Below are 13,954 nucleotides of genomic sequence, written 5' to 3'. Positions count from 1 at the left end.
GCTCGACCAGGACGAGGAAGGGCGTGCGTGGTGGAGTCGACTACTGCTGCGAAACTGCAAGAGCTGCGGGACAATCTGAGGGCGGCGCGGGAACCCGCGGGGGATGCGGGGATAGCCAAGCGTGCGGCGAAAGGAATCCCCGGTCCACGCGAACGCATCGAAATACTTCTCGACCAGGGCAGTTTCACCGAAATCGGGGCGCTGGTGAAGCAACCAGGCGCGGCCGACGGACTCTACGGCGACGGTGTGGTCACCGGGCACGGCAGGATCGACGGGCGCCCGGTGGTGGTGATCGCCCACGACCAGACCGTGTTCGGTGGATCGGTGGGTGAGATGTTCGGACGCAAGGTCGCGATGGCGATGGATCTCGCGGCCGATATCGCCTGCCCGTTCGTGGCGATCAACGACTCCGGCGGCGCCCGGGTACAGGACGCGGTCACCTCGCTGGCCTGGTACGCGGAGATGAGCAGGCGCCAGACCCGGCTGTCCGGGGTGGTGCCGCAGGTGTCGGTGATGCTGGGCAAATGTGCTGCGGGCGCGGTGTATTCGCCGATCAACACCGATGTGCTGATCGCGACCGAGTCGGCGTACATGTTCGTGACCGGTCCCGAGATCATCCGCGAGACCACCGGCGAGGAAGTGACCCTCGACGAGCTCGGTGGCGCGTTCAACCAGGCGCACAACGGCAACATCCATCACGTGGCGGCGGACGAGAAGGCCGCTTTCGAGTGGGCACGAACGTATCTGAGCTTCATGCCGTCGAACTGCTACGAGCGTGCTCCCCTGATCAATCCCGGTCTGGAGCCGGAGATCACGGACTCCGACCGCGAACTCGATTCGCTGATACCGGATTCCGATCGCCGGGGCTACGACATGTACGAGATCCTGCTCCGGATATTCGACGACGGGGAGTTCCACGAGATCGGCGACGGCGCCGCCCGCAATCTGATCACCGGATTCGCCCGGGTCGACGGGCGCAGCGTCGGTGTAGTCGCCAATCAGCCGCTGGTGGCCAGCGGCGCGATCGACGCGCGCGGGTCGGACAAAGCCGCGCACTTCATCCGCCTGTGCGACGCGTTCGACATTCCGCTGGTGTTCGTCGTCGACACCCCGGGCGTGCTGCCGGGCGTGGAGGAGGAGAAGATCGGCGTCATCAAACGCGGCGGACGATTCTTCTACGCGGTCGTCGAGGCCACCGTTCCGATCGTCACCGTCGTGGTCCGCAAGGCCTACGGCGGCGGCTACGCGGTGATGGGGTGCAAGCAGCTCGGCGGCGACATCAACCTGGCGTGGCCGACGGCCCGGATCGCCGTGATGGGCGCCGAAGCCGCCGTGGGCCTGACCCAGCGCAAACAGCTGGCCGCCGTCCCCGAGGCAGACCGACTGGCCGTACGTCAGCAGATGGTCGACTTCTACAACGCCGCCGTCGCCACCCCGTGGATCGCCGCCGAACGCGGCTATATCGACGCGGTCATCGAACCGTCCACTACCCGGCTGGAAATCCGCAAAGCGCTGCGCCTGCTCGGCGACAAACACATCGAGCAGGCACCGCGCAAACACCGCCTGATGCCGTTGTAGATCCGCGTCACCGCGCGGTGGCCAGCACGCACGCTTCTACATAGCCGGCGACGAGTGGACGGTTGTCGTCACGTCGCCAGGCCAGGGCGAGTTCGCAGGGACTCACGCCGGTGACCGGCCTGGTCACCACGCCGTCGTGGGCGACCAGCGCGGCGTTGCCGGTGGCGAGCAGGACGATGCCGTCGAGGTTCACGAGTGCCTCGTAGGTCTCTTCGGTGCTCGACACCTCGGCGCCGATGATCGCCGGTCGCCCGGCGCGTTCGTCGACGGCGAGCCAATAGTCGCGCAGGGGGCCCGCCGAGCGGGGCAACGCGAGGAAGGGCTCGTCGAGCAGGTCGGCGAACTCGATCCGGTCGCGCGCGGCGAGGTGGTGCGACTGCGGAAGGGCCACCAGCCGGGGTTCGGTCGCGACCACCAGCCAGCGATAGCGGTCGCTGTCGGGCAGCGGCAGCCAGACGAAGGCCACGTCGCTGGCGCCGTCGGCCAGGCCGGCGGTCGGGTCGTCCCAACCGACCAGGCGCAGCACCGGTTTCGCGTGTGGAAACGCGGTGCTGAATCGGGAGCGCACGGCCGGCAGGATGCCTCGACCGGGACTGGTGCTGATGCCGATGGCCAGCGCGGCCTCCTCGGTGGCTTTCGCCGACTCCACCGCGGCCTCGGCGGTTTCCCAGGTCGAGAGGAGGCGCAGCGCGTGCGGCAGCAGCGCCGCGCCGACCGGGGTGAGGGTGACCGAGCGGGAATCACGCACGAACAGTGCCGCACCGAGGTGACTTTCGAGTCTGCGGATCTGTTTGCTGAGCGCGGGCTGCGAGATGTACAGCACCTCCGCGGCGGCGGTGAAGCTCAGGCGGTCGGCCACCGCGACGAAGTACCGCAGGTCGCGTCCGTGGACATCCATAACTCCTGGTTATCACAAAGGATCTTGGACTTCCATCTCGTCCGGGCGGAAGTATTGCTCACGAAACATCAACGGACACAGGAGAACCTGATGAGCATTCCGAAGATCTGGCTGGTCACCGGCGCGAGCAGCGGGTTCGGCCGCGCCATCGCACAGGACGCCGTCGACGCGGGCGATATCGTGATCGCCGTCGCTCGCCGCACCGCCGCCCTCGACGATCTGGTCGCCGCGCATCCCGATCAGCTCGAGACGATCGCGCTCGACGTCACCGATACCGCTCGCATCGACGAGGTCGTCGCCGATGTCGTCGCCCGCCACGGCCGCATCGATGTGCTGGTCAACAATGCCGGTCGCACCCATGTCGGCGCGGTCGAGGAAACCACCGAGGCCGAATTGCGCGGACTGTTCGACCTGCACCTGTTCGGCCCCGCCGCCCTCACCCGTGCGGTGCTGCCCCACATGCGCGCCCAGCGCGGCGGTGCGATCGTGCAGATGAGCAGTGTCGGCGGGCAGCTGTCCTTCGCAGGGTTCTCCGCGTACAGCGCCACGAAGTTCGCGCTGGAAGGGTTGTCGGAGGCACTCGCCGAAGAGGTGGCGCCGTTCGGCATCAAAGTACTGATCGTCGAACCCGGCGCCTTCCGTACGGGACTGTTCGGCCCCGGAGCCGCGGCGTTCAGTCCCGAGTCCGACGTTTACGCCGACACCGCGGGCGCCACCCGTCGCATGGTCGAGGGCGGCGACGGCACCCAGCCCGGCGACCCGGCCAAGGCCGCCGCCGCCATCCGCGTCGCCCTGTCCGCCGAGAAGTCGCCGCTGCGGCTGCCCCTGGGCGGCGATTCTGTCGACGCGGTCCTGGGCCACCTCGATGCCGTCCGCGATGACGTCCTCGCGTGGGAAAAGGTCTCCCGCGCGACCACTTTCGACGAAAGCTGAGGGCACACGCGCACCACACCGTTACGCACCGATGCCGCGGCGGCGCTGCTCGAGCTGGAGTCTCCGAACCGGACGGTCATGGAGGTCTACTTCACCCGGGCCGGCGAACCGGAGCGCCTCGCCGGCCGGGTAGTGCTCACCCGCCGCACGTGAACCACGTCTGCCGGACTCCTCGGAGTCCGGCAGACGGCACTACGCTCTGACCGCGCTCGCCCGCGGCACCGGCGAACTATCGCGTCGGGCGACCGCACGGACCAGCAGGTAGATCGGAAAGGCGATGGGCGACAACAGAATCGTGCCGACCAGCAGCGGGCCCATCAGCAACGGGTGGACGTTGCGCTCGCGACTGTCGAGGTAGATCCAGCGGCCGAGGAACAGGTCCCACGCGATGATCTGCGCCCACAGCGCGGTGAGCACGGCGGGGTCGGCGGCGGCCTCGGTGATGGCGGCCAGGGACGGCGATGTCACCAGCGACCACATCGCACCCAGCACCGGCATCGCGACGATCGCCCACACCACCAAGGGCACCAGCACAATCCACGGTGCGGAGATGATCGTGCGGGTCCAGCGCCACGTCGGGGCGAAGATCATCAGCGCCCAGAACGGCACCGTGACCCAGAACGACAGGTCGAACAGCGTGCTCATGCAGTAACCACCTTTCGGGTACCGGCCGCGCTCGCGACCGAGATCATTGCTCCGACAACTACTCCGGTGACGATCGCGGCCGCGGCAGTCAGCGTGGCCTGATCGGGGTGGATGAGCGGCTGCCCCCGCAACGCCTGCCAGGTGACCAGCGCGAGCACCGCCGCGTACCCGGCAGACGCGGTGATGATCAGGCCGAGCCGAACGCGCACCGACCGCAGCAACGGGATCCGTGGCGCCAGCACCACCAGCAGTGCCGCGAGCAACGGCAGTGCCTGGAGCGCGTGCATGCCGAAGAAGTGTGGAATGCGCAGGTCACCATCGGTGGTGCTCCACCCCGTGAGCGGCATGCCGGGCGTGCCGTCGGGAGCTCCGACCGTGTGTGCGCCCGCGATGCCCTCGACGCCGGATTCCCGCTGGGGCATCAGATTTCCCAGCGCCAGCCCGACCAAGGTGATCGCGATGCCGCAACGAATCGACCAGGTGATCGAGGCGTCACCGAGGCGTGCGCGCATCAAGCCGATCCCGATCACCAGGGTTGCCAGGAACAGGATGACGATGGTGGACCCCATGATCACCCAGAGGGTGCCGTCCAGGGCGGTGGTCATGTTGTAGTGGCTGCGGGTCCCGCGGATCACCTGCCCGAAGATGATCGCCTGTTCGATCACCCCGGCGACCACGATCACGGTGGCCATTCGCGATGCGAGCCGAGAAGGGTTGGGCCGCAACGACATCAACCATGCCAGCGCCACGCCGTAGAACACGAACGAGATGGCGAACTTGGTCGGCTTGAACCAGGCCGCCGACCCGGCGATCACCCGGTCGTCGACCAGCATCCCGATCAGGCCGACCACGACGAGCGCGGCATTGACGGCGGAGAAATACATCAGCGGGCGGTGCAGGGGGGCGTTGGGGCGGGGCAGCGAGGGGACGGTCAGGACTGACATTCGAATCTCCCAGAGATAGATAGCTATACTATCCGTTATGGATAGCTAGACTATCCGCTATGGGTGACGTAGGCAAGGGGTAGGAACAACACGGAGGTAAGAGTGCGAATCTCGGAGTTGAGTGATCGCAGTGGCATCGCGGTGGCGACCATCAAGTACTACCTGCGCGAGGGACTGCTGCCGCCGGGTGAACGCACCAGCCCCAACCAGGCCAGCTACGGCGAAGACCACCTGCGCCGACTCCGCCTGATCCGCGCGTTGATCGAGGTGGGCGGAATACCGGTCGCCACCGTCTCCGATGTGCTCGCCGCGATCGACTCCCCCGACATGCCGCTGTTTCATGTGCTCGGCGTGGCGCAGGACAGCCTGTCCACCCCGGTCCCCGCCGCCCATGACGCCGAATGGGATCGCGCCTACGAGGCCGTGCGCGCGGAGATGGACCGACGCGGCTGGGACATGAAACCCAGCCCGCAGGCCGTCGACACGCTCACCGGAGTGATCGTCCGACTCGCGCAACTCGGCTACCGGGACTGGGCCACCACCACCCTGCCCACCTATTTCGACAGCTCGCGGGCAGTCGCGGAAACCGACGTAGCGGCCGCCCTGTCCGCGGGCGGGCGCGACGACATCATCGACGCGGTCGTCGTACTGACCGTCCTGGGCGACACCGCACTGGCCGCCATCCGCCGCATCGCCCAGGCCCAGGTCTCCCTGGAACGCCTGAAGAACCCAGAAACCCCGTAACGCACAGCGGCCCCGCGAGAATCCGCGGGGCCGCTGTGTCGTCTCTCAGAGCAGACGTGACAGGAAAGCCTGTGTCCGCTCGTGTTGCGGGTTGGCCAGCAGCTCACGCGGCGGGCCCGATTCCACGACCACACCGGCATCCATGAACACCAGTTCGTCGGCGACCTCGCGGGCGAAGCCCATCTCGTGGGTCACCACCAGCATCGTCATGCCCGAATCGGCCAGCTCCCGCATCACCGCGAGCACCTCACCGACCAGCTCGGGGTCCAGCGCCGAGGTCGGCTCGTCGAACAGCATCAGCTTGGGATCCATCGCCAGCGCTCGCGCGATGGCGACGCGCTGCTGCTGACCACCGGACAGCTGCGCCGGGTAGGCGTTGCGCTTGGCCGAGAGCCCGACCCGCTCGAGCAGCTCCTCGGCCCTGGCGACGGCCTCGGACTTACGGATCCCGCGCACCTGGATGGGCGCCTCGATCACGTTCTCCAGCGCCGTGCGGTGCGGGAACAGGTTGAAATGCTGGAACACCATGCCGATATCGCGACGCTGGATCGCGGCATCGCGCTCGTGCATCTCGTAGAGCTTGCCGTTCTTCTCCCGGTAGCCGACGAGATCGCCGTCGACGTAGAGCCTGCCCGCGTTCACCTGCTCGAGGTGATTGATACAGCGCAGGAACGTCGACTTGCCCGAGCCCGACGGGCCGACCAGGGTCAGTACCTTCCCACGCTGGACCTCGAGCGAGATGCCCTTGAGCACCTGCAGCGCGCCGAAGCTCTTACACACCCGGTCAGCCAGCACCATCGGCGGGACTGCCACAACTGGTTCTGTCATTTCGCCTTCACCGCCGCCTGCGCTGTGGCCAGTTCCTGAAGCTGCTTGGCCGTCAGCTGCCGGGTGGCGCCCCGCGAGTAATAGCGTTCCAAGTAGTACTGGCCGACCATGAGCACGCTGGTGATCGCCAGGTACCAGGTGGCACAGACGAGCAGCAGCGGGATCGGCTGGAAGTTCACGCCGTAGATGTCACGGGCGCGGCCGAACAGGTCGGTACTCAACGGAATCGCGGTGACCAGCGAGGTCGTCTTGAGCATGCCGATCAGCTCGTTGCCGGTGGGCGGGATGATCACCCGCATGGCCTGCGGCAGCACCGTGCGGCGCATTGTCTGCGTCCACGACATGCCCAGCGCCACCGAGGCCTCGCGCTGCCCCTCGCCGACGGAGTTGATACCCGCGCGCACGATCTCGGCCATGTACGCGGCCTCGTTGAGACCGAGGCCGATCACCGCGAACAGGAACGCCGCCTGCAGGTGCTGCACATCGAAGTGGAAGAACTGCGGACCGAACGGCACACCGAGATCGATCTGCTTGTACAGCGAGGGAACCAGGCCCCAGAACACCAACTGCACGAACACCGGGGTGCCACGGAAGATCCACAGGTAGATCCACGCGGCGGTGCGCAGCACCGGGTTCGGCGACAGACGCATCACCGCGAGGACCGTGCCGAGGGCCACCGCGATCGCCATCGCGAGCACGGTGAGCTCCAGGGTGACGATCGCGCCGGCGGTGATCCGGCTGTCGAACAGGTACTTGCCGTAGGTATCCCACCGGTAGGCGGGATTCGTGGCGGCGCCGTAGACGAACAATCCCACCAGGATCAGGATGATTGCCGCCGCGATCCAGCGGCCCGGCCTGCGCAGCGGGACCGCCTTGATCGGTTCGGGTTCGGTGCCCGGTCCGGGCACCTCCACCGTGTCTTTCGCGTCGGTCACGTCAGCTCACTGCACCGTTGATCACCGAGGTCTTGATCTGACCGTCCTGCACACCCCAGTTGGTGGTGATCTCGCCGTACTTGCCGTTGTCGATCAGGTGCTGCAGCGCCTTCTGCAGCGCCGCCGCCAGCGGGGAGGTCTTCTGCACGGCCCAGCCGTAGGGCGCGGAATCGAACAGCGGGCCCGCGGCCTCGATCTTGCCTTCGCTCTGCTTGATCGCGTACGCGGTCACCGGGGAATCGGCCGACATCGCGTCGACCTGGCCGAGCACCAACGCGTTGGTCGCGGCGCTCTGCTCGTCGAATGCCTTCATTTCGATGGCGGGCTTACCTTCGGCGACGCACTTGGCGCTCTTGGCGGGAATCTCGTCGGTGTGCTCGACCGTAGTGGACTGTACGGCGACCTTCTTGCCGCACGCATTGTTCGGATCGATCGCTTTACCGGTTTGCTGGGCCCACTGGATACCCGCGGAGAAATAGGTCGTGAAATCGACCTGCTGTTCGCGTTCGCGCGAATCGGTGATCGAGGACATACCCACGTCGTAGGTCCCTGCCTGAATGGCGGGAATGATCTTCTCGAACGAGGATTCGACATAGTCGACCTTCAGTCCGAGGGTGCTCGCGACGGCGTCGAGGAGGTCCACATCGAAGCCGACGATCTTGCCGCTCGCGTCCTTGTACTCGTTCGGCTGGTACGGCACGTTCACGCCGACGACCAACTTGCCTGCCTGCTTCACCTTGTCGGGGACCGCCGCGGCGAGCGCGTCGACCTTCTCCGCCGACACCTTGTTCACCGAGGCGCCGTCGCCCTCGGTGTTCTCGGCGCAGCCGGTCAACAACAACGCACCGCCGGCGACGGTACACAGCAGCCGCACGGCGCCACGGCCGAGGACAGTTCGAACAGACAAAGGAGCCTCCACATTTCACGTCGACGCCGGCCACGTGTCAGCGCCTGTTTGGCAATGTATGCGAACCGGACACAGCGTGGTGCGACAGTAACCGAAGATTAATCAGCCGATGTGAAAGGGGTCCCTTCACCTCCGGTGCACGCGGGCCCGCACCTGCTCGGTGAATTCGCTGGTGGAAGCCAGACCGCCGAGATCCGCCGTCGCGATTCCGGCGGCCAGCGTCGCCGCCACCGCACGGGTAATTCGGTCGGCGGCATCATGGAGCGGACTATTGTCGTCACGAACTGCCAACCAGCGCAACAGCATTGCCGCCGACAATTGCAACGCGGCGGGATTGGCCCGATTGTGCCCCGCCAGACCGGGCGCCGCGCCGTGCACAGCCTGTGCCATCGCGCGCGTGTCGGAGCAGTTGAGCGAGGCAGCCATGCCGAGTGAGCCACTGAGTTCACCGGCCAGATCCGAGAGGATGTCACCGAACAGGTTCTCGGTGACGATCACGTCGAACTCGGCGGATGAGCGAACCAGGTGCGCCGCCATCGCGTCGACGTGTTCGTCGTCGACCGTCACGTCCGGATACTGCTCGGCCACTGCGTAACAGACGTCACGGAACAGGCCGGTCGTCATCGGCAGCACATTGGCCTTGTGCACCACGGTGACCCGCTTGCGCCTGCCCTGCGCGAGCCGCAGGGCCTGATGGGCGATCCGCTCGCACGCCGTGCGGGTGATCACCGCGACCGCCATCGCCACGTCCTCGGTGGGACGGAACTCCCCCGACCCGGCGAACATATTGCGGTCCGCGTAGAAGCCCTCGCTGTTCTCCCGGACGATCACCAGATCGATGTCGGGCGCCATCGCGCGCACGCCGGCGAAGGCGGCGGCAGGGCGGATGTTCGCGTAGAGCTCGAGCCGTTTGCGGATGATGCCGCCCGGTGCCACGCGCATGTCCGACGGGTAGGAGGCGTTGTCGTGCGGACCGAGAATCCAGGCGTCGAGATCCTCGAGAGCGGTCAGGGTCTGTTCCGGCAGCGGGTGGCCGTAGGCGGCGATCGCCTCGTGCCCGATCAGCAGCGGCACCCACTCCACCGGCGCGAGCCCGGCCGCGCCGATCGCTTCGTCGACGACCGCCCGGGTCGCGGCCACCACCTCGGGGCCGATTCCGTCGCCGTCGATCACACCGAGTCGCAGGTTCGCCTTCACACCGTTCACTCCCCCATCCTCGCGCGTGTCCGGACCGGATCGAGCGAGTGGGCGGTGCGGACACGCCGCAGCGACTAGTTTCTGCAGATCATGGTGCAGTCGGTGGAGTTGCTCCTCGACGAGGGCGGCGAGACAGAGATCCGCAGGCAATGGGCGGTTCTTGCCGAAGCAGGCCTGGGCAATCGCCACCCCGGGACCGCTCGGCCGCACATCACCGTCGCGGTGGCGCGCGAGATCTGGCCGCGCATCGACCACGCGCTCGAGCGGCTCGCGTTCGAGCCGCTGCCGATCCGTTTGGGCGGGCTGCTCGTCTTCGGGGCGCGCCGGCCGATCCTGGTCAGGGCGGTCGTCGTCACCGCGGACCTGCTCGCCCTGCATCGCCGGGTCAGCGAGGTGGTCTCACCCTGCCCCGGCGTACCGGCGACCATGGCTCCCGGCGCGTGGACACCGCACGTGACCCTGGCGCGGCGCGTGCCCTCCGAACGGCTCGGCGACGCGGTGCGGACGGTCGCGGCCGACACCGATTTCCGGTCGCTGATCGTGGGGATTCGCCGCTGGGACGGGGAGGCGCGGCAGGAGCGAATCGTAATCGGGGGAAGATAGTAGGACGCCCCGGCGTTACAGCCGAGGACACCGACAAGGAGAGGACGTCATGGCCACCCAGACGCTGACCCAGCAGAACTTCGACGAAGTCATCACCGGAAACGACGTGGTCCTCGTCGATTTCTGGGCTTCCTGGTGCGGTCCGTGCCGCAGTTTCGCACCGACCTACGAGACCTCGTCGGAAAAGCACACCGACGTCGTCTACGGCAAGGTCGACACCGAGGCCGAGCAGGGACTCGCCGCGGCCGCCAACATCCAGTCGATTCCGACCATCATGGCCTTCCGCGAGGGCGTACTCGTCTTCGCGCAGCCGGGCGCGCTGCCGCCCGCCGCGCTCGAGGACCTGGTGACCCAGATCAAGGATCTGGACATGGACGAGGTGCGCAAGCAGATCGCCGAGCAGCAGGAATCCTCTCCCGCCGAATAGTCCGGCGCCGAGAACACACAGGGCCCGTTCACCTTTCGAGTGAACGGGCCCTTGTGCGTGTTCGGGTGGTGTCAGCCCGCGAGCAGGTTGACGCCGGCGATCATGGCGCGCACGGTCGATTCCGCGCTGCCGGCGGCGGTGGCCACCGCCCAGCCGCGCCTGCCGTTGAACTCGCACTGCATGAAGGTGGCGGTGCCGTCGGCGGTCGGGCGCTGATGGAAGTGCAGGATCTCGAGGGGGTAGCCCTCGTCGTAGAGCGCGGAGGTCATCGCGGCAACGGGGCTGCCGGTGGCGATGACGGTGCGCAGGTGGTCGGCGAATTCCAGGGTGGCGGTGAAATCCGTTCCGGAACAAGACCATTCGCGCAAGGCGATGGATCCGTCGGCGCGGGTGTACCGGTCGAGGAAGGCGGCGGGGTCGAGGTCGGTGAGCTCGGCGCGCAGGCCCTTGGGGGCAGCGGCGAACAGGGCATGGTCCAGTGTCAGCGTCATTGCAGGTGAGGTCTTCCCGAAGATGTCTTCGTTGGCAGGTGGGACCAGCAGAACGATGAAAAGCAGCCCGCAGCGTAGGGGCTGGTCCGAATCAGACCCCGCTACGGCGGGTTACTACGAGAAGAATTCGCCGTGAGGCTGCCTGCGCGGTCTGCGCAGCAGCGACCGCGAGGTCGCGGTCAGCGACTAGCAGCGCGGCACAGCGGGCGGGATTCGGCACGCAGTCGAGAATAGGGCGATCGTCGCGAAACCGCAACCTGGTTCACTGCCCGGAGTGTCTACCGGTGAGTACCATCACCGCAGCTCAGGATCGGTAACGTCGGCCCCCGCGACGGCGATGGGTACCGTATCGGGCATGGGGCTGCTCATGGCGATGACGATTCCCGGGCTCGCGTGCTTGCTGATCCTGTTGGCGTTCGAGTTCGAACAGCGGCAGAGCACGCTGATGCACCGGGAGGACCCTTCGGAGGGTGCCCCGCCGCGGGATCGGGTGGATCTGGCGGGCGGGTCGGCGCGGCTCGTCGCCCGCGAGCGCTGAATCCGGTCAGCGCCGCGACGCTGCACCGGTCAGGGGTTCCACCGAGGCGAGGGCGCGGGCCGAACCGTCGACGTCGACCTGGACCCGCAGGCGCTCGGGTTGCGAACTCGTCCGCAACACCACTTTGTCGCCCATCATCACCGGGCCGACGTGTTCGACGATCGCGCGGTACGGCAACCGATGACGGTCCGGGTGCGCGGCGAGCGCTTCCTCCATGGCCTCCCAGTACACCGCGTTGTTGACATGGCCGAGCCGGTCGACGTCGGTGACGCGCAGCGGGAACGGCACCTCCTCCACCTTCGCGACGTCGAGTTCGGTGAGCGCGGCTTTCCAGCGCAGGCGATGTTCGGTGGTGCCGGCCAGCATCGGCGCCATGAACGCGTCGCTCATCCGCGCGGGACGGCCGGCGACGGGGTCGATGTGGATCAGGAACGCCGCGGCCTCGATGTGCCCGCCCTTCTCCCCGCGCAACCGAATGCGCATGTCGCACCAACGATTCGAGAGCGCGTCGGCCCAGCGGCGGAGCTGGACGCGGTCGCCGAACATGATCGGCTCGTACACGTCGATCACCGTGCGCCGCACGATCCACGCCTGATGGGTGTCGCCGTCCTCCACCGCGTCGAGATGATCGAACCCGATGTCCTGCAGGTAGCGCGCCACCGCGTCGAGCCGCAGCCGGTCGTCGCCATCGGTGTCGCCGAGTCGTACCGGCCACGACATCGCGAAGGCCCGCTCGATATCGGGGCAGTCGGGCAGCGGGGTCGCGATGACGGGCTCGGTCATAGGGCCGATGCTGCCACACCGGTGTCGCCAGTGACACGCGCCTCAGTACGGATCCGCCGAAGGCATTGAATCACTACGATTTTCGGCCGTAGGGTCGGTTCGACGCCGGACGACAGGATGGATGCGATGCTGATCGATTTCACGCCGGACAAGGCGCTGTACCCCTTCGAATCCCGCTGGTTCGAATCGTCGGCGGGCCGGGTGCACTACATCGACGAGGGCTCCGGGATCCCCATCCTTTTCTGTCACGGCAGCCCCACCTGGAGTTTTCTCTACCGCAAGATCATCGGTCAGCTGGGCGACCGGTTCCGGTGCGTAGCAGTCGACTACCCGGGCTTCGGACTGTCCGAACGACCACCCGGGTACGGCTACACGATCGCCGAACATGCCGCCGTGGTCGGCGAGCTCGTCGACCATCTCGGGCTCGACCAGTTCGTCGTCATGGGCCAGGACTGGGGCGGACCGATCGGCGCCGCGGTCGGCGCCGATCGGTCCGATCGGGTGCGCGGGCTGGTGCTCGGCAACACCCTGTTGTGGCCGACGGACACCTGGCCGCAGAAGGCGTTCAGCCGGGTCATGAGCAGCTCGCCGATGCAGCGGCGGATTCTGCGCGACAACCTTCTCGTCGAGCGTTTCCTGCTCGGTGAGCTGCGGAACACGATCAGCGAGGCCGAGGCCGATCACTACCGCGAAGTGCAACCTTCACCCGAAGCCCGGCGCGGGATCGCCGCGATGCCCGGGCAGATCCTGGCCGCTCGCCCCTTCCTCGAACAGCTGGCGATCGACGTGCCCGCCCGGCTCGGCGCCACACCGACGCTGCTGATCTGGGGCATGAAGGATATGGCGTTCCGTCCCGCCGCGTTCCTGCCACGAATGCGCGACACGTTCACCGACCACCGGGTCCTCGAACTGCCCGACGCCAGACACTTCATCCCCGAACACGAGCCCGGCAAGATCGCCGAAGCTATCGTCCAGCGTTTTCGCTGACGCCGCCCCGACCGCTTCCTCGCGAGGCAGCGGGCACTCCGTCGGCAGTGGGCGGTGCGCCGGTTTCCGCGATCGACCGTGAGCGAATCGCTGGCTAATAAAATGTGACCAGATTGTGAATCTCCCGCGAGTCGCCGCCGAGAACGGCCGATCGCACGGTAGCGTCGCGGCCGCTAGGCCAATTGTTACTGCGTGAAAGGAATTGTTCGACATGGCATTCGAAGTCACTGGGGCTATCGGCGATCACTACAACGAAGCCGGTGGCGCGTCCAGCCCGCTGGGTGAGCCGACCTCGGCAGAGCAGGACGCCGCCAACGGTGGCAAGTTCCAGGAATTCACCGGCGGAGTCATCTACTTCAAGCTCCCGACCGGGGCCAAGACCGTGTACGGCGCCATCCGTCAGGCATGGGAAGCCGAAGGCGGCGCGGGCGGCCGGTTCGGCTACCCGACCTCCGACGAGCAGGACATCGAAGGCGGCAAGATCAGCCACTTCGAGAACGGCTCGATCAGCTACTC

The 13,954-nt window shown here is 67.1% G+C and carries 17 protein-coding genes; 8 read left to right on the top strand and 9 right to left on the bottom strand.

The features are described 5' to 3' along the window. Positions 1–30 precede the first annotated feature (30 nt). A complete protein-coding gene (locus ACWGCN_RS19755) occupies positions 31–1,578 on the top strand; it encodes an acyl-CoA carboxylase subunit beta (protein ID WP_452459699.1) in 1,548 nt (515 codons plus the stop codon). 7 nt (positions 1,579–1,585) lie between these two features. Here ACWGCN_RS19755 and ACWGCN_RS19750 read toward each other — a convergent pair whose 3' ends face one another. Next, positions 1,586–2,476 carry a LysR substrate-binding domain-containing protein gene (locus ACWGCN_RS19750; RefSeq protein WP_452459693.1) on the bottom strand — a complete coding sequence of 297 codons (891 nt, stop codon included), beginning with the start codon at positions 2,474–2,476 and terminating at the stop codon, positions 1,586–1,588. A gap of 90 nt (positions 2,477–2,566) precedes the next feature. Here ACWGCN_RS19750 and ACWGCN_RS19745 point away from each other — a divergent pair, with 90 nt between their 5' ends. Then, positions 2,567–3,409, top strand: a complete 843-nt coding sequence (locus tag ACWGCN_RS19745) for an oxidoreductase (protein ID WP_378994074.1) — start codon at positions 2,567–2,569, stop codon at positions 3,407–3,409. 192 nt (positions 3,410–3,601) lie between these two features. On the opposite strand, the gene ACWGCN_RS19740 is transcribed toward ACWGCN_RS19745, so the two are convergent. Both ACWGCN_RS19740 and ACWGCN_RS19735 read right to left on the bottom strand, forming a co-directional pair. Then, the gene (locus ACWGCN_RS19740; RefSeq protein ID WP_452459692.1) at positions 3,602–4,054 is read right to left on the bottom strand and encodes an ABA4-like family protein; all 453 of its coding nucleotides are present in this window, start codon (positions 4,052–4,054) and stop codon (positions 3,602–3,604) included. After that, complete coding sequence (locus tag ACWGCN_RS19735; protein ID WP_449970900.1) at positions 4,051–4,998, bottom strand: hypothetical protein; 948 nt, start codon at positions 4,996–4,998, stop codon at positions 4,051–4,053. Before ACWGCN_RS19735 ends, ACWGCN_RS19740 begins: the two co-directional genes overlap by 4 nt. A gap of 117 nt (positions 4,999–5,115) precedes the next feature. On the opposite strand from ACWGCN_RS19735, the gene ACWGCN_RS19730 reads away from it, so the two are divergent. Next, positions 5,116–5,742: a MerR family transcriptional regulator gene (locus tag ACWGCN_RS19730; RefSeq protein WP_378994068.1), complete on the top strand. Its 627-nt coding sequence runs from the start codon at positions 5,116–5,118 to the stop codon at positions 5,740–5,742. Positions 5,743–5,787: 45 nt separating this feature from the next. On the opposite strand, the gene ACWGCN_RS19725 is transcribed toward ACWGCN_RS19730, so the two are convergent. The 4 genes from ACWGCN_RS19725 to ACWGCN_RS19710 form a co-directional block, all read right to left on the bottom strand. Continuing rightward, complete coding sequence (locus ACWGCN_RS19725; RefSeq protein WP_378994290.1) at positions 5,788–6,540, bottom strand: amino acid ABC transporter ATP-binding protein; 753 nt, start codon at positions 6,538–6,540, stop codon at positions 5,788–5,790. Between the two features lie 26 nt (positions 6,541–6,566). After that, entirely contained in the window at positions 6,567–7,505 is a 939-nt protein-coding gene (locus ACWGCN_RS19720; protein ID WP_378994066.1) for an amino acid ABC transporter permease, read from the bottom strand. Position 7,506: 1 nt separating this feature from the next. Then, entirely contained in the window at positions 7,507–8,412 is a 906-nt protein-coding gene (locus ACWGCN_RS19715) for an ABC transporter substrate-binding protein (protein WP_378637131.1), read from the bottom strand. Between the two features lie 126 nt (positions 8,413–8,538). Continuing rightward, positions 8,539–9,618 (bottom strand): isocitrate/isopropylmalate dehydrogenase family protein, encoded by a 1,080-nt coding sequence (locus ACWGCN_RS19710; RefSeq protein ID WP_378994064.1) that lies wholly within the window; start codon positions 9,616–9,618, stop codon positions 8,539–8,541. Between the two features lie 81 nt (positions 9,619–9,699). Between ACWGCN_RS19710 and ACWGCN_RS19705 the strand changes: the two genes are divergently transcribed. After that, positions 9,700–10,212 (top strand): 2'-5' RNA ligase family protein, encoded by a 513-nt coding sequence (locus ACWGCN_RS19705; protein ID WP_452459691.1) that lies wholly within the window; start codon positions 9,700–9,702, stop codon positions 10,210–10,212. Positions 10,213–10,261: 49 nt separating this feature from the next. Then, positions 10,262–10,639, top strand: coding sequence for a thioredoxin (gene trxA / locus ACWGCN_RS19700; protein ID WP_056824580.1), 378 nt, complete (start codon positions 10,262–10,264; stop codon positions 10,637–10,639). Positions 10,640–10,710: 71 nt separating this feature from the next. Here the strand turns inward: trxA and ACWGCN_RS19695 are convergent, their stop codons facing one another. Continuing rightward, positions 10,711–11,130, bottom strand: coding sequence for a 2-keto-3-deoxygluconate kinase (locus ACWGCN_RS19695; protein ID WP_387448075.1), 420 nt, complete (start codon positions 11,128–11,130; stop codon positions 10,711–10,713). A gap of 355 nt (positions 11,131–11,485) precedes the next feature. Between ACWGCN_RS19695 and ACWGCN_RS19690 the strand changes: the two genes are divergently transcribed. Further along, positions 11,486–11,668: a DUF6191 domain-containing protein gene (locus ACWGCN_RS19690; RefSeq protein ID WP_452459690.1), complete on the top strand. Its 183-nt coding sequence runs from the start codon at positions 11,486–11,488 to the stop codon at positions 11,666–11,668. Between the two features lie 6 nt (positions 11,669–11,674). Here the strand turns inward: ACWGCN_RS19690 and ACWGCN_RS19685 are convergent, their stop codons facing one another. Then, positions 11,675–12,451, bottom strand: coding sequence for an acyl-[acyl-carrier-protein] thioesterase (locus tag ACWGCN_RS19685; protein ID WP_452459689.1), 777 nt, complete (start codon positions 12,449–12,451; stop codon positions 11,675–11,677). Positions 12,452–12,577: 126 nt separating this feature from the next. On the opposite strand from ACWGCN_RS19685, the gene ACWGCN_RS19680 reads away from it, so the two are divergent. Both ACWGCN_RS19680 and ACWGCN_RS19675 read left to right on the top strand, forming a co-directional pair. Next, the gene (locus ACWGCN_RS19680; protein ID WP_452529069.1) at positions 12,578–13,438 is read left to right on the top strand and encodes a haloalkane dehalogenase; all 861 of its coding nucleotides are present in this window, start codon (positions 12,578–12,580) and stop codon (positions 13,436–13,438) included. Between the two features lie 211 nt (positions 13,439–13,649). After that, positions 13,650–13,954, top strand: a 305-nt coding sequence (locus ACWGCN_RS19675; RefSeq protein WP_452529067.1) for an LGFP repeat-containing protein, incomplete at its 3' end; no start/stop codon positions are given.

The sequence above is a fragment of the Nocardia sp. NPDC055050 genome, assembly GCF_053608345.1.
Note: the sequence above shows the minus strand (reverse complement) of the source record. Positions and strands in the feature narration are given on the sequence as shown.